Genomic DNA, 20,007 nt, shown 5'->3' on the forward strand with positions numbered 1-20,007 from the left:
ATATGAGTTTAAATATTAAGTTGGGTGTTAGTACGTGGTTATGGACATCGCCATTTAAAACAGAGACCATTTCACTGTTCTCAAAGATCAAGAGTATGGGATATGACATGGTAGAAATACCAATTGAGGATCCCGCCCTGATTGATACAGAAATTGTTAAAGAAGCACTCAGGGAGTTTGATTTAGTACCTGCTATTTGTGGGGCTTTCGGCCCCAGCAGAGATTTAACAAATGATGATGTAAAGTTTCATGATACCAGTTTTGATTACATAGAATCTTGTCTGGAGATAGCATACGAAATTGGAGCCGGTTTTTTTGCCGGGCCAATGTATTCTGCAGTAGGTAAAGCACGTTTGGTGTCGCCCGAACAGAAAAAAATAGAGTGGGACAGGGCTGCGAGCAATCTTTATAAAGTAGGGGAGATGGCGCAGGAAAGAGGACTTCAGTTGGCCATAGAGCCGTTGAATCGTTTCGAGTCTGATCTGATCAATACCGCCGAAGATGTTGTTCGCCTGATTAAAGATATCAATCATCCGACAGCAAAGATATTGCTGGACGGATTTCATATGAATATTGAAGAACCTGATATTGAAAGGGCAATTTTGCTTGCAGGTAAAGACCTTTTGCATGTACAGGTTTCTGAAAACTACAGAGGTACTCCAGGTACTGGTCAAACCCGATGGGATGCCTATAAAAGAGGATTAGAAGCGATAAACTACCAGGGTGCTGTTTCAATTGAAAGCTTTACCCCTGAGATAAAAGAACTGGCCGGAGCGGTTTGCATCTGGCGTACACTTGCGCCAAGCCAGGATAGTTTTGCCGAAGAGGGAGTTAAATTTTTAAGAAACTGGAGTAAATAACATATCAAATAAACATTGTATCCGTTAATAATATGAGTGAGAAAAAAATAAATATTGCCATTGTTGGGCTTGGATTTGGTGCAGAATTCATTCCAATTTATCAAAAACATCCTAATGCAAACATGTACGCAATATGCCAGCGTAATCCAGATAAGCTGAAAGAAATAGGAGATGCATTTGGAATAGAAAAAAGATATGCGAGTTACCAGGAGCTGCTTAAAGATCCTGATGTAGATGCAGTTCACATCAATACACCAATACAAAATCATGCGGAGCAATCTATTGCAGCCTTAAGGGCCGGAAAGCATGTGGCTTGTACAGTACCAATGGCTACTACTGTTGAGGAGTGCCGTCAGATTGTTGAAGCGGTAAAAGAAACCGGATTAACGTATATGATGATGGAAACGGTTATTTACAGTCGTGAATTTTTATTTGTAAAGGAACTTTATGAAAAGGGAGACCTGGGCAAAATACAATTCTTAAGGGCATCACATCAGCAGGAAATGGCTGGCTGGCCCGGATATTGGGAAGGTTTGCCACCAATGCACTATGCTACACATTGTGTTGGTCCTGTATTGGCATTGCCAAAAGCACAGGCAGCGTATGTTTCTTGTTTTGGTTCGGGAAAAATTGATGATAATTTGATTGAGAAATATGGATCTCCATTTGCTATCGAAACTTGCCATATCAAATACCGTGATTCAGATTTGTCTGCCGAAGTTACAAGATCGCTGTTTAATACCGCAAGACAATACCGGGAGAGTTTTGACGTGTATGGTTCTAAAAAATCGTTTGAGTGGACGTTAATTGAACATGAGGACAGTGTAATCCATACAGGTGAATCTCCTGAGAAAGTTAAAATACCAGATTACGCCCATCTTCTTCCTAAAGAAATTCAGCATTTTACAACTGCTGGTGTTTATGATTCCGAAGACAATCAGCACCTTTCGTTTATACAGGGATCGGGCCATGGAGGTTCGCATCCACATCTGGTAAATGAGTTTCTAAATGCTTTAACTGAAAACAGAGCGCCTTACCCTGATGCTCAGGAATCTGCCAACATCACTTGTGTAGGTATTTTGGCGCATGAATCGGCAATGAAGGGGGGAGAGATAATTCCTTTGCCAGATTTCACGTTTAAATCATAAAAATTAGTTTATTTGCATTATCAAATGAACCGAACTCAATTAATTTTAATGTATTGAATATGAAAAAGAGCTTTGTCTTTTTAATTTGTTCTGTTTTTGCAGTATGCACAAGCGGATACGCACAAACTAAGAAAACCGGTAAGGGGGCTAAACCGGCATCTAGTGTTTTATCACCTGCAGATGTTGCGCAGGGAAAAGCACTGATTACAAAATCAGACTGTTTTGCATGTCATAAACCAACTGAAAAACTGGTTGGACCTGCATATTCAGATGTTGCAAAGAAATATCCTGCAACACAGGCAAACGTTACTTTGCTTGCTAAAAAAGTAATTAAAGGTGGAAGTGGAGTATGGGGCGAAATCCCTATGGCACCTCACCCGTCTGTAACTCAGGCCGACGCCGAGAAAATTGTAAAGTATATACTTTCTACTAAGTAATCACTTAAACCAAAAGCGGGTGTATCAATCATGATGCACCCGCTTTTTATGCTAATTGGTTTCTACCAACTTAAGCCATTCCGTAATTATGGTCTTTAACGACTCCTGTTTGGCTTTAACGTCATCCATATCTTTAAACCTGACCAGTCTTCTGCCATCTGTGAAATTTCCTTCAAGCAATCCACTGGTATCATTTACTTTTGCGCCCGTAGGAAAAACCAGTAAGATACTGCCCTTATGCAGGTTTACGACTACAATATCTCTTTTATATTCTTTAGGATCGAATGGTTTCATTGGCCCCATATAATAGAAGCAAGGCGAATTCCATTTTATCTGTTCTCCTATTTCTTTATCCGTACTTAAAATAATCTGCCTGATATATTGCGTTGCGGCTGCTATGGGTGCTTCTAATCTTTTGATGTGTGCACTTACCTTATTTGAATTTGTGGCGGTTTTAGATATAGTCATATTTTGAGATGGTTGATTCTGATTCAATGCTTAGTGCAGCAATTTTTTTAGTACGGTAAATTTATATTGCAAAAGCAGTTTTAATGCGGTGCGTAAACGACATTTTGAAGGGCGATTTGTGACAAATTAGAACATATAATAAACTGGGATGAGCCTTAAATATAAGTAATTATATTAAATTATATGGCTTAGGTATCCTAGATTTTACCGCGGGTAATCCGGTGTAAATAAAATGGACTTATGGCCGATTGAGCTGCAATTGAGGAGTTAACATTGGCAAAAGAGAAGACTACCATTTATCATAGCGATAAGTAAGTTCTATTTGCGCCCGGATTTGGGAAATAGACCCAGATTCAATGAAAAGGCAACTCCTGTTGATTTTAATCTGGCATTGCCGTTCCCAATTCCTGTAAGTGGCAGTTTTATAAAAGGTTGTACACCAAAGCTTAGCGAGTTGGTTATCCTGCGTTCAAAGCTCAAGGATAGGTTGGCTACTCCAAAAATATGCTGGTTCTGATTCTTAATTTCAAGTTCAGAAATCTTTTGTGCCCCTCCCTGGGGTCCGGTAATGTATTTGTATTTTTCATTAAGCATGAAATAACTTGAAAGGCCGGAGTTTACACCAACCGAAAAGTTTCTCCTTTTTAAAAACGTATAGTTTACATTAAGCGGAACATCCAATACAATACAATCCGCATCAACCTGCCAGGCATTTTTCATATAGGTTGTTCCTGCCGATCCAATACCACCATAATTGTATAGCTTTCTTGAATAAACAGCACCAGTGGTTACACTAATTTTATCGGTAATCGTATAAGTGGCAAGTACTCCTATATTGGAACTTACTTTGGTATCCACATTCCTGTTCGAAGTCGAAATATCAGGCGCAGCCATAACAGAAAGTGTAAGCGCACTCCGTTTTCCGGCAAAGCTTGGAGGCACCTGTTTATTCGCTTTCTTTTCAGCAACATCTGTTTTTATTGCAGGCTCATTGGTTTGCGCTAAAACATCCGCTTTCTTACCTGTCGGCAAGCTATCAGCCGGGGTAACAGCTTGTTTATCTTCTGTTTTTGGTGTGACTACCTCTGCAATCAGTTCCTGTTTTTTATTTTCTTTAACTGAACTGGTATCAGGCGTAATGACAGGATCCTGACTGCGGTTTATAACCTGTGGCGTCTCAACGTAGTTATGATCTGTATTTCTAACAGGCGACTCAATCTCCGGTTCAACAACAACCGCTTCGGGATTTGTTTTCACCACAACCCCAGTATCTGTAACTAAAGGATTATTATTTGCAGGTTTCTCTTTTTTTGATTCAACTATCTCGGTCTTTTTAGGTTCTTTAACTACCTTGTCTGATCCTGAGAAATACCAGAACAGGCCAACAATCAATGCGGCAGCAATACCACTTGTAGCATACCACCAAAATGGGATCACCCTTTTCTTAGCACCCGCGTCCAGTTTCTGTTCCATCTTTTCCCAGTCCAATTCATTGAAAGGGATTTCAGGATCATTCAACCCATCTCTAAACAGCTTATCTATTCCATTATCTTTTTCCATCTACAGCTATTTTGTTTTGTAAAGGCACTTCATTTTGAGTACTAAAATTATTAAAATATACGTCCCCGGACCTGGTTCCGGTCGAGGAACTTAGCCTTTCTTGCAGCTTTTGTCGTGCTTTAAATAAATTTGATTTCGATGTCCCTACCGATATATTTAAAAGTTCCGAAATTTCTTCGTGCGAGTATCCGTCTATAGCAAATAAGTTAAATACAGTTCTATACGCCGGTGGCAATCCCTGAACCAATACCAGCAGATCTTTATAGGCCATTTGCTCATATACCTGCGCAGGTCCGCCCATGTCCTGGTGTTCACTCAGCTCGTCGTGATTTGAAAACTTAAGGCTTTTCCGGTAATGGTCAATGGCAGTATTGGTTATAATCTTTCCAAGCCATGCTTTAAACGGCTTTTCAGGGTCATATTTTTCAATATGTGTAAACACTTTCATGAACCCACTATTCAATACATCTGCCGCGTCATCATCATTCAAAGCATACCGTCGGCATATGGCCATGCAATAACTATAAAATTCTTTATAGAGCAAACACTGACTTGTTCTGTCCTGCCTGATGCAACCTTCAATAATTTCCTGCACCTATTTTTTCGATTTTACATTGGCCATTTCTACCTATACTAAACAGTAGTACGTTGAAGTTACACAATAGGTTGCTTTAAAAATAAATATTTATTTTCTGATCTCTGCGCAACCATTTACTTGGCCTTCCCGTAATCCATATTAGTTATCAATCAACACTTTAATTCACTTAAAAAAACAACTATGTCACCCTTATTCAAAAAAACATTTGTGCTGTTTAGCTTAGCTACAGTACTTTTTACTGCCTGCTCAAAGAAAAAAGATGAGATCAAAGAACCAGAAGTTTCTTTAGATCTTAAACTTGCGGCATCGGCAACGTTCGGTAGTGTCATTACGGATGGTACAGGTAAAGCCCTTTATTGTTTTGTAAAAGATGCCAATAGTGCATCCACTTGTGTTGATGGCTGCTTAATCACATGGCCGGTATATTATGCAGAAAATGCGACCCCTCCAGTAGGATTAAATGCTGCGGATATTGCCACCATCACAAGGGCCGATGGTACAAAACAAACCACCTATAAAGGATGGCCATTGTATTATTATGCTGGCGACAAGGCCAAAGACGAGATCAAAGGAGATGGGGTAGGTGGCATCTGGTTTGTTGCCAAACCAGATTATTCTGTTATGATGGCCAGCCAACAATTAGTTGGTCACGATGGTAAAAATTATACTGCCGATTCAAAAGAAGGAGTGGGGATAACCTTTTACCTAACCGATCCAAAGGGCCGCACACTGTATGCCTTTACGCCCGACACTTTTAACAAAAATAATTTTACCAAGCCTGATCTTAGTAACAATGCCGTATGGCCAATATTTGAATCAGAGATTTTAAACGTTCCCTCTGTACTAAAAAAAGCAGATTTTACAGTTATAACTTCTGTTGGTAAAAATCAGCTAACGTACAAAGGTCATCCGCTCTACTATTTTGGTTCAGATGCTGCCAAAGGCGAAACCAAAGGAGTAAGTTACCCTAAACCGGGTGTTTGGCCGATACTTACACTGAATACACCACCTTTAAATTAAGCTGAGAAAAATTAAACTGCCGAAATTAGGGAGGGAGAATATTTTTATGTTGTAGTACATATTAACAAAAAATATCTCATTTTTGATGCATTATGGCAATTAACGATTTAAGTAAAGATCTGGCTCCCATCGCTTCAATTACGATGGCAGATGTTGTTGAAGTAAAACTCAGAGAATATTTAAAAAAGAAGTCCTTCCTGCCCGGCGATGCGTTGCCAAAAGAACTGGAGTTAGCAGAGGCTTTAGGTGTAAGCAGAAATGTTTTACGTGAAGCACTAAGCAGACTGCGCATGCTGGGCATGATTGAAACTAAAAAGAAAAGAGGAATGGTGCTGGCCAGACCAGATATTCTTGGCACGTTTGAACGTGTTCTTGATCCGTTGATTATAGATAAGGAAACGCTTCAGGATATTTTTGAGCTCAGACTTGTGCTTGAAATGGGATTGGCGGATCTGATTTACGTCAGAAAAACCGATAAGGATATTGCCGAATTAGAAAACATAGCCAAAAAAGAAGTGAACCTTGATAATTCATTCAGAATTAAAAATGAAATCGCTTTTCATGGTAAGCTTTACGAAATGTCGGGCAACGATACGTTGAAAAGATTTCAAATTATGCTGCTTCCTATTTTCGACTATGTAGTTACCCTGGAAAAGAAGCCAACAAGAGGTAAAATTAATCATATGGACCTCGTTCAGATTCTGAAAACAGGATCGAAAGCCGATTTTAAAAAAGGAATGGAGGCACATCTGAAGCCGCATTTCGATCGGTTAAAGTAATTTTTGCTTTATAATATGATACAAAAAGGCCTTAAAACAACATTTTAAGGCCTTTTTGTATAAATGGAATTTAATTATTTGCTTTTATAAAAAATAGTTCCCACATTTGATATGTCCTACATAAGGGCTTATAACCAAATATTAAATGACCGCTATGAATCACTTCAAAAAAAAGGATAGCAAATATCATGTCATCGTATCTTGCTGTCTCCTTCTCATCATCTCTCTTGCCATCGGGTGTGCTAAAAACTCGATAAGTGCAAGTACAATTGAAAAACCAGCAACCTCAGCCACAGCCAAGGTGGCCGCTGCCGTACTGGCCGCTCCGGTTAATACGCGTGTGGTGGTATTTAACGGTGGCAATGAAAGTATCTACCATTCTTTCAGAATTCCATCAATCATAAAAACAAAGAATGGAACCCTGGTTGCCTTTGCCGAAGGCAGAAGATGGAGTCCAAGTGATTATGGCGATATCAATGTTGTATATAAAAGATCTGTAAACAACGGAACCAGCTGGTCTACCTTAGGAGAGGTTGTGGGCAGTGGGGCAGGTACATGGGGCAATCCGACAGCTGTTTACGACCCAACTCAGGGCGTAAATGGAAGGATCTGGCTGTTTCTGGAGTGGAATGATGAGTTTAAAACACAATGGTCAGATTTTCAGGCATGGGGTGACAGAAAAATTCATACCTCATATAGTGACGATGATGGGGTTACCTGGTCGGTTCCTTTAGATCGTACCAGCACCCTAACGCCGCCCTCTTACAAATGGGACTGTGTTGGCCCGGGTGTAGGCATCAGAACGGCTTACGATCATCCCGGCAGGTTGATTGTTCCGGCATACGGAAGAAATATTTATAGTGACGATCATGGTGCAACATGGCAATATGAATTAACTGCCGGTGGTACAGATGAAAGTACCATAGTGGAACTGATGAATGGAAGCCTGATGAGAAATGACAGGCCGGGTACTACCGAGTGGAATTTATCAAAAACCAGAAGAAAATCAGTGGGTTCTATTGCAGGTGGTTTCCCTGCGTTTTCAACAGTAACCGCATTGCCCGATCCAAAGTGCGAAGGATCCATGTTGAGATATAATACCGACGATCCGAACAGGATCATATTCCTTAATCCTAACGGAACTGGTCAGCGTTGCAACATGACCGTGCGCATCAGTTATGATGATGGGGTTACCTGGCCAAGAAGCCGTGCACTTTATAGCACTGCAAATTGCGATTATACCAACAGCACTGTAGTTTACGGTGGCTACTCGAGCATGGTAAAAACCGCCGATTACTGCATTGGTGCCTTAGTAGAATACAATGAAAATGTTCATGATTCAGCCAGCAGCAATAAGTCCATTGAATTTAACAAGTTCAATCTCGCCTGGATCTTAAACGGCAGTACAGAACCATAAAACCAAATACTATGTGTTTTATCATCCCTTGAGCACATAACAACCATAAACCAAATATTAAAATTAAACCAGTTATGAAGAAAAGGATTTTTATTTTTCTATCCGTTCTCTGTTGCTTTTTGGCAACCAAAAACCTCTTTGGCCAGACACGCGAACTGCAGATCTCGGGAAAGGTTACTTCAGGTGCAGCAGGGGAAACACTACCGGGTGTTAGTGTAAAGCTTAAGGGTAGTACCATCGGGATATCTACCGATGTGAATGGTAAATACGCCATTAGAATACCATCAGATCAAGGGATTTTGGTATTCTCTTATCTTGGCTTTAAAGCTAAGGAGGTGCCTGTGAACGGGCAAAAACAAATTGATGTGGTGCTGGAATCTGATGTAACTTCTATGGAAGAAGTCCTGATTGTGGGGTATACGCAGCAGTCGAGAACCAAAACCACAGCTGCCATTTCAAAGCTTGGTGCAGATGAGCTTAAAAATATCGCCAGTCCAAATCCCGTACAGGCCCTGCAGGGTAAAATTGCAGGTGTTTCGGTACCGGTTACCACCGGACAGCCGGGGGTAGGTGCAACAAACATCATCATCAGGGGGGGGACCAAACCTAATGCTTATGGTTCTGGTTTGGGTAACAACGGTGGCAGTTCAACCGGCAATTCCGACAGCAGTTCTCCGCTTGTGATCGTTGATGGGGTATTCAGGTCTATGAATGATGTGAATCCTGACAATATAGAATCACTGCAGGTGATGAAAGATGCAGCTTCCACAGCAATATATGGTGCAAGGGGTGCAAATGGGGTTATAGTGATCAAAACAAAAGGTGGTAAAGCCAATAGTAAAATGACCATCGCACTGAACCACAGAACCACATGGGAAACACCAGCAAGGGATTATGATTACCTGAATGCCGAAGAATACCTGCGTTTGGCGCGTACAACAGTTAAAAATACGGCTGACGCGCTTGATAAAAACAACCTTTTAAACAATGGTGGTTTCTCTGCAGGTACTCGTGTTTATACGCAAAAAGGCCAATATGGTAAAAACATCAACCTTACTGCTTTATATGATAATATCGTATCTGTAGAAGGACAATCTTACGTAGATAACCTGTTGTCTAAAGGCTGGAAAGTTATGGACGATCCCATTAACCCGGGTACAAAACTATTGTATGCTGATAACAATTATCAGGATATGCTTTGGAACACTGGTTTGAGCAGTAACGAAAACCTGTCTATCAGCGGGGGTGGCGAAAAATCGGACTTTAACCTGTCGATGGGCTATACCAATCAGGCGGGTACCTTTGTCGGAACCAAATACAAACGTTATGATGGACTTGGAAATTTCGGGTTCAAAGCTGCAGATAATTTCCGCATTGATGTGATGTTAAACTATCAGAACGTAATGCCTAATTATGTAGATGGCTTTCAAAATGAGCTGGTTAGAGGTACGCGTATTACGCCTTTGATCCGTACTTTTAAAGACGATGGAAATCCAATGCCGGGTGAGCTGTACACTGTTCGTAACCGTTTTCATACGCTGATGTATGACGATACCCGCACCTCAAGTGAAAGGTTGGTGTCCAGGGTTGCCGGAGACCTCACCATCACCAAAGGGTTGCATTTTAAACCTTCCTTCTCTTACCTGATAGACGATTATAAAGAACTATTCATGAGAAAGGGAACACCTGCCGATGAAGTTCAGCCTGCAACACAGCGTCAGAAAAATGACTATACTAAAAATGCGAGACAGCTGATGATCGACCAGGTTTTGCAATACGATTTCAGCATAAAAGACGTGCATAATTTTACCGCCCTTGGCGGTGTTAACTTTATCAGGAACACAGATCATGTAGCCAGTTTAGGTTCTCAGAGAGGCAGCAACGATTATATCTATACCATAAACGAACCGCCGACAACTGTAATTAACGGGGTGGTAATGAGCAACGTTACCAACTTTGCTACCACCATTGGCGAATCCAGATCTGCCAGTGCATTTACACAGGTAAACTATGATTACAAAGCTAAATACTTGTTCAGCGGTTCACTCCGTTACGATGGTTTCTCGAACTTTGCCATTGAAAACAAATACGCTTTTTTCCCTTCGGCTTCCATCGGATGGAATGTTCATAAAGAAGATTTCTGGAACGTAAAAGCTATAAATGCCTTAAAACTAAGAGCAAGCTGGGGTGCTGCAGGGCTTAGCGACCTGAGTATTACCGATACTTACGGAGGCTATGCTTCAGTGCTGGATAACAGAACAGCTAACTACGGACAAAGCTCCGGTATTTTAAGGTCCAACCTGGCAAACTATAACCTGCGTTGGGAGTCAACCGAAACTACTGATTTAGCATTTGATGCTTCTTTCTTAAACAGCCGCATTAACCTGACTGTAGATTATTATAACAAAAGAACCAAAGACAGGCTGGCTTCTAAACCTTTGCCATCGGAATCGCCTTTTGCATCAATCGCATTTAACAATGGCGAGCTGCGTAACAGAGGTGTTGAAATTGAGCTTGGTGCAGCCATCATTAAAGGAAATGATTTTAAATGGGACGCTAATTTTTCCTTCGCATACAACCAGGCTCTAATTACTAAACTGCCTGATAATGGCCGTGCCAAGAACAGACAAGGTGGCGACATGATCTTTGATTCGGCTTCAAATTCACTGGTAGAAGCAGGGGGCTTTGCAGAAGGCGAGCGTCCTTATCCAATCTATGCATACCGGGTAACAGGAGTTTTTGCTACCGATGAAGCGGCTAAAGCATGGAATGCCAAAGTAAAAGATAACCTGGCTTCTCCGCAAGGAATAGCGGTAGGGAAACGTGGTGGTGATTATATCTTTGATGATGTAAACGGCGATGGGGTGATCGATACAAAGGACCAGGTTTTTATGGGTTATCGGAACCCTAATAAAATGGGAGGTTTGCAAAACACCTTTAGTTATAAAAACATCTCGTTAAGGTTTACTATGGATTATGCCATGGGGCACCTGATCAGTAATGGGGCTTTAGCCCGTTCATTAGGCCAGGGCAGGGCATTTAATGAAGGTGCGCCATCAATTGCTATCGGAGGAGATATCTGGCAGAAACAAGGCGATGCGGGTAAAAAATATGCCCGCTTCTCTTTTGCAGATTATGATTTCGGGCAGCGCAATTACTTACGTAATGCACCGCTTGGAAATAACAATAGTTACAATTCAGATGTATCTGCAATGTATTCTAAAGGCGATTTCCTGGCCTTCAGGGAGATTTCAATTTCTTATGATGTTCCCAAAAAAATACTGGAAAAAATAAAGGCCTCGGGGCTTAACATTTTTGCAACGGTATATAATGTTGGCTATTTAACCAAATACGAAGGTTTGAATCCTGAAGTATATACCGGTTTTGATCCGGGCGGTTATCCAAGACCAAGACAATTTTTATTAGGGGCCACATTGAAATTCTAAAAAGACCAATTATGAAAAAGATTACATTAATTATAATAGCCATCGTATCTCTGTCAGCCATATCTCCTGGTTGTAAAAAGCTGCTCGAAGTAGATCCTCAATCAAGTATCACCGATGAGGTATTCTTTAAGAACGAGAATGATTTTGAACCTTATGTTACCGGTATCTACACGTATATGCGTTTGTTCGCCAATAATATTGTGTACGGTACAGAGCGCAGCGAGGAACTGGTTGCCGCGCTTAATTCCAGGTTTGGTGTATCATGGAGTCAGATCATTACACCTTCTTCTGGTGCAATTAACTATAACGATTGGTATAAAGCCATCGGGCATTGCAACTTACTGCTTAAAAAGATCGAAGGATTTTCTTTTGCTACCAATCCAGACGCCAAGAAAAGGATTCTTGCGGAGACCTATTCTTTAAGGGCCTATTTCTATTTCAACCTTACCCGTATCATTGGTGATGCACCCTTGATGCTTACCGCAGTGGAAGATGAAAACGTGCCTTTGCTGCCAAGGTCAAAAGCCGCAGATGTTTTGAAACAGATCCAGTCAGATCTTGATCTGGCCATCCAGAATTTCAGCGCTATAAGCGGATTTTCGAAAACAGGTTATCCCTCTAAATATCGCTTTGCTTATGGATCTGCAATGGCACTAAAGGCAGATGCATACCTATGGAATGCAAAAGTGCTTGATGGAGGCGATGCTGATCTTACCGCTGCCGCAGCCGCAATTACTGAAGTGGAAGCGTCCGGATTAACCTTAAACCAGGATTATAAAAATGTAACCGGGGTAAGGGCAGCTGCCAATCCTGAAGTGGCTTTAGCGGCTTACTTTCAAAGAGATGAAGCAGGGGGGAACTATGGGGTAAATGCGCTTCCTTATTTAACAGGGGTTGATGGCGCATTGAACCTGGATAAGATCCCTTATGCTCAAACCTCAGCAAACGGACAGGGCGCATACCAGATCAGCCCAAAATCAAAGGCCTTATTTACGAATCCTGATGATAAAAGGATACCGTATACCTGGATCACGGAGCTACAGGCCAGCGGTCCGAAAATTTCATGGATCACCAAGTATTCAGGAAACATCTATGCCGATGGCCGTGTGTCCGATAATGACCTGATCATTTACCGTTTATCAGATATCTTTTTAATGAAGGCAGAAGCTTATGCCGGATTAAACAACATACCATTGGCAATTGAATACCTGAACAAAGTAAGACAAAGAGCCAATACCGGAAACTATACAGCATCTACCGTTAAGATTGATGTAGAGCGTGAAATCCTTGATGAACGTGGTCGTGAGTTGTTTTTCGAGAACAAGCGCTGGTTTGACCTGGTTCGTTTTCATAAAGGAGGAGCCATTAATGTATATACCTATGTTCCAAACCTGGTTGGTAAAACTACGCCATTGTTCTGGCCACTAAATACTACGGTACTGGCAAACAATCCTAACATTAAACAAACAGACGGATATTAATTTATCGCAATTCAGAATAAAATGACTCCACTAAAGGCAGATGAAATTTATGGCAACTGGGCAACTTTGCTGCTTCCGATCAACAAGGACGACAGCATCAATTATGAACAGCTGGAAAGTGAAATCGATGTATTGATTGCAAGTGGAGTAAACGGCATCTATTCTAACGGTACGGCGGGCGAGTTCTATAACCAAACGGAGCAGGAATTTGATAAAGTAAATGGCATCCTTGCAACAAAATGTAATGCTGCAGGCATGCCATTTCAAATTGGCTGCTCGCATATGAGCCCTAAAATATCACTGGAAAGGATTAAGCGCGCTACTGCAATGCAGCCCTCTGCCATACAGATCATTCTGCCCGATTGGTTTGTGCCATCCCTGGCAGAGATCATTGATTTTCTAAAGGTGATGTGTGCCGTAGCCGATCCCGTAAAGCTGATTTTATACAACCCTCCGCATGCCAAAAGAAAACTCCTGCCAAAAGAGTTTGCAGAAATTCTCGAAGCCGGTATCCCTCTGGCAGGATGCAAAGTTGCTGGTGGCGATGAGCAGTGGTACAAGGAAATGAATGCAATAAGCATCCCGTTTTCGGTGTTCATTCCCGGCCACCATCTGGCAACGGGAATTGCAAAGGGAGCTCATGGCGCTTATTCCAATGTAGCTTGTTTAAATCCGGGCCTTGCACAGCGCTGGTATCACAACATTGCAAACCACAGCGGAGATCCTTTTGAGCTGCAGGCCCGAATCCAGAAATTTATGGATGACTGTATTGTTCCTTATATTAGAGACAAAGGATACTCCAACCAGGCTGTCGATAAATTTATGGCGGCGGTAGGTGGCTGGACACCCATAAGTACCCGCTTACGCTGGCCCTATAAATGGATTCCAGAGGAAGAGGTACTGCCGGTAAGAGAAAAATGTGCTAAACTTTTACCTGAAGTTTTTACTAACCAAGTTTAATATTTTCCCAATGCAAAAAACACTAAGAAACTGCTTTATCCTGATTTGTACCAGCTTGCTGTTGCTGACCATCAGTAATGGATGTAAAACAAGAAAACCATTTGCCGATCGGGCATTGCTTGATAGTACAGTGGTCTTTTCACCCGGTGGGGAATATGCCTCTATGCGAATACCAGCCTTGGTAGCGACCAAAAAAGGAACATTGCTTGCATTTTGCGAGGGAAGGATCGGTACAGCCAGTGATTGGGCAGATATGGATCTGCTGATGCGCCGAAGCACAGACGGAGGTCGCACCTGGGAAAATAATGTAGTTATCGCCGCAAGGAAAAGCGGACAGCCAACAAGTAATCCTACACCAATTGTAGATCGTGATGGCACCATTCACCTGCTGTACCAGCGCGATTATGCTACTGCTTACTATACCCGTTCTACCGATGAGGGCAAAACATGGAGCCCTGCGGTAGACATTACCTATGCATTTGAGGCCTTTAAACCAGAGTATAACTGGAAAGTACTGGCACCAGGCCCAGGCCATAGCATACAATTAAAAAATGGTCGACTGCTGGTGCCAGTATGGTTAAGCGATCCTGCTAAAACTACACCAAGAAGAAGCCATGCACCATCTTGTATTGCCACTATTTATAGCGATGATCTTGGTAAGACCTGGAAACGCGGAGCCATCATTGCCGGCAACACTCCAGAGTTTAAAAACCCAAGTGAAACCATGGCGATAGAACTTAATGATGGCCGTGTAATGGTAAACATCAGAAATACTTCTGATCAGCACCGCAGGGGTATCAGCTATAGCAATGATGGAATCAGCGGGTGGACAAAGCCTGTTTTTGATGAAGAATTATACGAGCCTGTATGTATGGCGACCATCATCAGGCTGCAGGACAAAGAGAAATCAGGTATCCTTTTTATCAATCCTGATACTAAAGATGTTCCTAAACCACCACGTAAAAACCTTACGGCCAGGGTGAGTTACGATGAAGGACAAAGCTGGACGGTAAAGAAGGTGATCAATGCAAGTTCATCAGGTTATTCTGATGTGGCTGTTACCCCTGACGGAACCATTTATTGTCTGTACGAAACCAATACCAGCAACGACTTTAATTATTCCATGGTGCTTAAAAGGTTTAACGCCAAATGGCTTACAACTCCCAACGAAAAATAAACAATCAACAAACAATTTAATACATATGAACAAAATAACCGGATTAATAGCCGCCACTTTTGCGGCTTATCGTGAAGATGGAACAATTAATTTAGACATTATCCCAACGATAGTCGACAAAATGATAGCTGATGGATTATCTGGCGTTTTTATTTGCGGCACCAATGGCGAAGGGCCAAACCTTACAATTGAAGAGCGGATGGCCATTGCCGAAACTTATGTTAAAGCTGCGGCCAAACGTATCCTTGTACTGGTGCACGTAGGGCATAGTTCTATCCAGGAATGCCGCAAGCTTGCTGCTCATGCAGAGCAGATTGGGGCCGATGCCATTTCTTCTGTTGCCGCTTTTTATTTTAAACCGACAAGTGTTGATAATCTGGTTAAAAGCATGGCACAGATTGCATCCGCAGCACCTAATACCCCATTTTATTACTATAGCATTCCAACCCTTACCGGGGTGGGTATGGATATGATCACCTTCCTGGAACAGGCAGAAAAGGTAATTCCTAACCTTGCTGGGATCAAGTATACTGCCTCTACCTTGCACGAATACCAGGCTTGCCTGAATTATAAGAACGGTAAATTTGATATCCTTTTTGGTTACGATGAAATGTTGCTGCCAGCACTTGCAGTAGGGGCCAAGGGGGCTATTGGCAGCACCTATACTTTTGCAGCTCCGCTGTATTTAAAAGTAATCAGGCTATATCATGAAGGAAAGCAGGAGCAGGCAGCAGCCATGCAGCTGCATTCGGTAAATATGGTTCGTGCGTTGGTAAAATATCCGCCAATTCCTGCTCAAAGGGCCATCATGAAAATGGAAGGACTGGAGTTAGGTGCTTGCAGATTACCTCTTGAACCGCTGTCAGAAGCACAGGCAACACAATTTAAAACTTCCCTTGATGAGATCGGATTTTTCGATATCGTTAAAGAATCCCGATGATGAACAGGTCCTTTAATCTTCTTCTTATTTTGTTTATGACTATACTCTTAAATAAAGGGCTGGCGCAGCAGGTCTCCAGATCTGGCTTATTATGGGGCAAGCTGCCGCCTGTTCCCGATCGCGTAGGTTTTGCAGGTTCTTTTGCAGGTGTTTCCAATGGTGCATTACTGGTTGCCGGTGGTGCAAATTTCCCCGATGGTGGTGCACCATGGACAGGCGCTGTGAAGGCATGGCATGATCATATTTTTGTTCTCGAAAACCCAAAAGGAAAATGGAAAGCGGCAGGTAAATTACCTTATCCATTAGGCTATGGAGCTTCCATAAACTGGAAAGAGGCCTTAATTATTCTTGGTGGCAGTAATGAAAAAGGCCACCATGCAGAAGTGTTCCTGTTAAATTATAAGAACGGCAAAGTTGAAACGGTCAATCTGCCAAATCTGCCTCATGCAATTGCAAATACCTCGGCCGCGCTGGTTGGGAGTGTAGTTTATGTTGCCGGTGGAATTGAGAAGCCGGATGATAAGGTTGCCGGAGATAATTTCTGGGCATTGGATCTCAATGCAATTGAAAAGGGCTGGAAAGTATTACCCACCTGGCCTGGTGCTCCAAGAATGCTCAGTGTTGCGGGGGCACAAGGCGGTACATTTTACCTGTTTAGTGGGGTAGCACTTATCAATGGCAACCGCGACTATTTAAAAGATGCTTATCGGTACCATCCCGAAACAGGATGGAAAAAAATAGCAGAGCTTCCGGCTTCAGTAGCGGCAGCTCCAACACCTGCTTATGCCTCCGGACAATCTTCATTACAAATATTTGGTGGCGATGATGGTCAACTAGCTGCCAGCGCTGCGGTACTAAAAGAAAAACACCCTGGCTTTTCAAACAGAATCTTAAATTATAATACGCTTACCAATACCTGGACGTCTGACGGAAAGCCATTCGCTACCCGGCCGCCGGTAACCACAACCCTAACTGTTTGGAACGGAAATGTAATTATTGCAGGTGGCGAAATCAGACCGGCAGTAAGGACCCCTAACGTATTAATCGCAACTTACAAATGAAGAATCCCGGACAAACCACTTCCCTCTACTCATGGATCATTGTAGCCAWGCTAWGNATMGTGGCATTTTTAAACTATCTGGACCGTATTTTAATTACTTCCATGCGCGATCCTATTGTTACAGATTTCAATTTAACTGATGCACAATTTGGATTGCTTACCTCTGTGTTCTTATGGTCTTATGGCTTTTTAAGTCCTTTTGGTGGTTATTTTGCCGATAGGTACAGCAGAAAAAAGGTAATCGTTTTTAGTGTAATGGTTTGGTCGGTGGTTACGTTGTGGACCGGCTTTACCACCTCATTTCATGAAATGCTGGCCGCCCGTTTTTTAATGGGTGTCAGCGAGGCTTGTTATATCCCTGCGGCGCTGGCTTTAATTACAGATTATCATAAAGGAAAAACCCGTTCCCTTGCAACAGGTTTACACATGAGTGGTTTATATGCAGGTCTGGCACTTGGTGGGCTGGGCGGATACATTGCCGAATTGTGGGGCTGGCGCTCCGGATTCCATGTTTTTGGAATTGTAGGTATCGTTTATTCTCTGATCCTTTTATACGTTTTGAAAGATCATAAACCCAATCTTGCCGAGGTTACTGCAGGAGAAGAGGAGCAAACGCACAGAATTAGTCTCACAGGAGCTTTAAAAGTGCTTTTTAGTGAAGCTTCTTTCTTTATCCTGTTGTTCTATTTTGCCATATTGGGTATTGTAAACTGGCTTGTTTACGGCTGGCTGCCCACTTTTCTTAAAGATCATTTTAACCTTAATCTTGGTGAAGCCGGCATTTCAGCAACAGGATATATCCAGATCGGTTCCTTTGTAGGTGTAATTGTAGGGGGTATTCTGGCCGACAGGTGGACCCGTAAAAATAACAGGGGCCGTTTGTACATGCTCATCATTGGTTTTWYTMTRSRTKMWNCYTTTCTTGTTTCTCATGGCCTCTACAAATGTCTTTAGCATCGCCATTATTGCCATGCTTGTCTTTGGTTTGGCCAGAGGGTTTAACGATGCGAACTTAATGCCTATACTACGACAAGTGTCCGATGGAAGATACATCGCCACGGGCTATGGATTTCTTAATTTCCTGAGTACAATTATAGGGGGCTTAATGGTGTATGTTGGTGGTGCGTTAAAGGATGCTCAGGTTGATCTTTCTATCGTTTATCAGGTCTCAGCAGTTGCAATGCTATTGGCTACATGGTCGTTATTTGCCGTGAAACTAAAAAAGAATAATGTATAAATTTACTCGTATGAAAAAACATTTTATCGTCCTGGTATCTGTAATGCTTTTATGGAATACCACAATCCTCAAAGCAAATGTAACCTTGCCGGCCATCATTTCCAGTGGCATGGTATTACAGCAGCACAGCAATGCTACCTTATGGGGTACGGCCAAAGCTGGTGCAAAAGTAACCGTACTTACCTCCTGGAACCAAAAAGTATATCACGTTAACACTACAAAAGAAGGAACATGGAGGCTGGCTGTAGCCACGCCTAAAGCCGGTGGGCCCTATAAAATTACATTTAACGATGGCGGTAAACTGGTAGTGGATGATGTTTTTATTGGAGAGGTATGGTTGTGCTCCGGCCAGTCAAATATGGAAATGCCGGTAAAGGGGTATGCCAATCAGCCAATTCTGAACTCCAACGAGATATTAATGGATGCCGATGAGCCGGGGATCAGGTTGTTCAGGGTAGAAAAGAAAATGTCTAAAACTCCGCAGACACAATTGGATGCCAAATGGCAAAGTGCAGATGCAGCTTCAGTTAAGGAGTTTAGCGCAGTTGGTTATCAGTTTGCAAGGATACTTCAGAAAAGCCTAAAAGTTCCTGTAGGTATTATCCAATCGGCATTTGGGGGTACGGACATAGAAGCATGGATGACCACAAGCAGCCTGCAGGGATTCAATGATTTTAAAATTCCGGCCGATACCGCTAAAATTATGAAGAACAACCCGGCTGTATTGTTTAACGCCATGATTAACCCAATTATAGGTTATTCCATTAAAGGCACATTATGGTATCAGGGAGAAAATAACCGGATGAACCCGCTTACTTACGATAAAAAAATGGCGGCCATGGTTAAGCAGTGGCGACAGTTATGGAACTCCGGTGAGTGGCCCTTTTATTATGTGCAGATCGCACCAAATGTATATAAGGACCATGCCGATCAGATTCCGTTTTTGTATGAAGCGCAATCAAGAGCAATGAAACTGATACCCAACTCCGGAATGGTGGTTAGTGTTGATGTGGGTAGTATGACTACTATCCATCCGCCTGATAAAACCATTATCAGCAAGAGACTGGCCTATTGGGCGCTCAGCAATACCTATGGCAAGCAGGGAATCGTATTCAGGGGGCCGGTTTATAAATCTTTAGACATAACGGGCGGAAAAGCCGTTTTGAGCTTTGATGAAATCCCTAACGGACTAACGGCCTATGACAAGAAGCTGATTTCTTTTGAGGTAGCTGGTAACGATAAGGTGTTTTATCCTGCCGAAGCATTGATAAAAGGCAAAACCGTAGTAGTAAGCAGTGAGTCGGTTAAAAGCCCGGTCGCTGTTAGATATGCTTTTAAAGACAGCGCCGAAGGCAACCTGTATAATGTAGAAGGGTTACCTGCTGAACCCTTCAGAACCGATAGCTGGTAATCCCAGCT

At 42.3% G+C, this 20,007-nt stretch carries 17 protein-coding genes and 1 pseudogene; 15 read left to right on the forward strand and 3 right to left on the reverse strand.

Features of this window, described 5'->3' with window-relative positions; all coding sequences use genetic code 11:
* Positions 1 to 2: 2 nt before the first annotated feature.
* From N824_RS05525 to N824_RS05535, 3 genes are read left to right on the forward strand one after another with little or no spacing between them, the layout of a single operon-like run.
* Entirely contained in the window at positions 3 to 860 is an 858-nt protein-coding gene (locus tag N824_RS05525; RefSeq protein WP_048904157.1) for a sugar phosphate isomerase/epimerase, read from the forward strand.
* A gap of 32 nt (positions 861 to 892) precedes the next feature.
* Positions 893 to 2,008 carry a Gfo/Idh/MocA family protein gene (locus tag N824_RS05530; RefSeq protein ID WP_048904158.1) on the forward strand — a complete coding sequence of 372 codons (1,116 nt, stop codon included), beginning with the start codon at positions 893 to 895 and terminating at the stop codon, positions 2,006 to 2,008.
* A gap of 59 nt (positions 2,009 to 2,067) precedes the next feature.
* On the forward strand, positions 2,068 to 2,445 hold the full coding sequence (locus tag N824_RS05535) for a c-type cytochrome (RefSeq protein WP_048904159.1): 378 nt from the start codon (positions 2,068 to 2,070) through the stop codon (positions 2,443 to 2,445).
* Positions 2,446 to 2,496: 51 nt separating this feature from the next.
* Here N824_RS05535 and N824_RS05540 read toward each other — a convergent pair whose 3' ends face one another.
* The 3 genes from N824_RS05540 to N824_RS05550 all read right to left on the reverse strand — a co-directional run bounded on the left by N824_RS05540 (position 2,497) and on the right by N824_RS05550 (position 5,068).
* Positions 2,497 to 2,913: a DUF1801 domain-containing protein gene (locus tag N824_RS05540; RefSeq protein WP_048904160.1), complete on the reverse strand. Its 417-nt coding sequence runs from the start codon at positions 2,911 to 2,913 to the stop codon at positions 2,497 to 2,499.
* Between the two features lie 318 nt (positions 2,914 to 3,231).
* Positions 3,232 to 4,473: a hypothetical protein gene (locus N824_RS05545; RefSeq protein WP_048904161.1), complete on the reverse strand. Its 1,242-nt coding sequence runs from the start codon at positions 4,471 to 4,473 to the stop codon at positions 3,232 to 3,234.
* Positions 4,460 to 5,068 (reverse strand): RNA polymerase sigma factor, encoded by a 609-nt coding sequence (locus tag N824_RS05550; RefSeq protein ID WP_235206999.1) that lies wholly within the window; start codon positions 5,066 to 5,068, stop codon positions 4,460 to 4,462. The genes N824_RS05545 and N824_RS05550 overlap by 14 nt, the downstream gene beginning before the upstream one ends.
* Before the next feature lie 183 nt (positions 5,069 to 5,251).
* On the opposite strand from N824_RS05550, the gene N824_RS05555 reads away from it, so the two are divergent.
* The 12 genes and pseudogenes from N824_RS05555 to N824_RS05605 all read left to right on the forward strand — a co-directional run bounded on the left by N824_RS05555 (position 5,252) and on the right by N824_RS05605 (position 19,999).
* Entirely contained in the window at positions 5,252 to 6,091 is an 840-nt protein-coding gene (locus N824_RS05555) for a hypothetical protein (RefSeq protein WP_048904162.1), read from the forward strand.
* Positions 6,092 to 6,183: 92 nt separating this feature from the next.
* Positions 6,184 to 6,870 (forward strand): FadR/GntR family transcriptional regulator, encoded by a 687-nt coding sequence (locus tag N824_RS05560; protein WP_048904163.1) that lies wholly within the window; start codon positions 6,184 to 6,186, stop codon positions 6,868 to 6,870.
* A gap of 154 nt (positions 6,871 to 7,024) precedes the next feature.
* Complete coding sequence (locus tag N824_RS05565) at positions 7,025 to 8,287, forward strand: exo-alpha-sialidase (protein ID WP_048904694.1); 1,263 nt, start codon at positions 7,025 to 7,027, stop codon at positions 8,285 to 8,287.
* Positions 8,288 to 8,361: 74 nt separating this feature from the next.
* Positions 8,362 to 11,733 (forward strand): SusC/RagA family TonB-linked outer membrane protein, encoded by a 3,372-nt coding sequence (locus N824_RS05570; RefSeq protein WP_048904164.1) that lies wholly within the window; start codon positions 8,362 to 8,364, stop codon positions 11,731 to 11,733.
* A gap of 11 nt (positions 11,734 to 11,744) precedes the next feature.
* Entirely contained in the window at positions 11,745 to 13,214 is a 1,470-nt protein-coding gene (locus tag N824_RS05575; protein ID WP_048904165.1) for a RagB/SusD family nutrient uptake outer membrane protein, read from the forward strand.
* A 21-nt stretch (positions 13,215 to 13,235) separates the two neighbouring features.
* Positions 13,236 to 14,174, forward strand: a complete 939-nt coding sequence (locus tag N824_RS05580) for a dihydrodipicolinate synthase family protein (protein WP_048904166.1) — start codon at positions 13,236 to 13,238, stop codon at positions 14,172 to 14,174.
* A gap of 10 nt (positions 14,175 to 14,184) precedes the next feature.
* Positions 14,185 to 15,351: an exo-alpha-sialidase gene (locus N824_RS05585; RefSeq protein WP_084498208.1), complete on the forward strand. Its 1,167-nt coding sequence runs from the start codon at positions 14,185 to 14,187 to the stop codon at positions 15,349 to 15,351.
* Between the two features lie 25 nt (positions 15,352 to 15,376).
* A complete protein-coding gene (locus N824_RS05590) occupies positions 15,377 to 16,291 on the forward strand; it encodes a dihydrodipicolinate synthase family protein (protein WP_048904167.1) in 915 nt (304 codons plus the stop codon).
* Between the two features lie 35 nt (positions 16,292 to 16,326).
* A complete protein-coding gene (locus N824_RS05595; RefSeq protein WP_235207000.1) occupies positions 16,327 to 17,352 on the forward strand; it encodes a galactose oxidase in 1,026 nt (341 codons plus the stop codon).
* Positions 17,349 to 18,305: pseudogene (locus N824_RS05600) on the forward strand (MFS transporter). Before N824_RS05595 ends, N824_RS05600 begins: the two are co-directional and overlap by 4 nt.
* The gene (locus N824_RS34035) at positions 18,283 to 18,588 is read left to right on the forward strand and encodes a hypothetical protein (protein ID WP_235207001.1); all 306 of its coding nucleotides are present in this window, start codon (positions 18,283 to 18,285) and stop codon (positions 18,586 to 18,588) included. Before N824_RS05600 ends, N824_RS34035 begins: the two are co-directional and overlap by 23 nt.
* Positions 18,589 to 18,598: 10 nt before the next feature.
* Positions 18,599 to 19,999 (forward strand): sialate O-acetylesterase, encoded by a 1,401-nt coding sequence (locus N824_RS05605; protein WP_048904696.1) that lies wholly within the window; start codon positions 18,599 to 18,601, stop codon positions 19,997 to 19,999.
* The last annotated feature ends 8 nt before the right edge of the window (positions 20,000 to 20,007 follow it).

Source organism: Pedobacter sp. V48 (assembly GCF_000523515.1).
Lineage (GTDB): Bacteria > Bacteroidota > Bacteroidia > Sphingobacteriales > Sphingobacteriaceae > Pedobacter.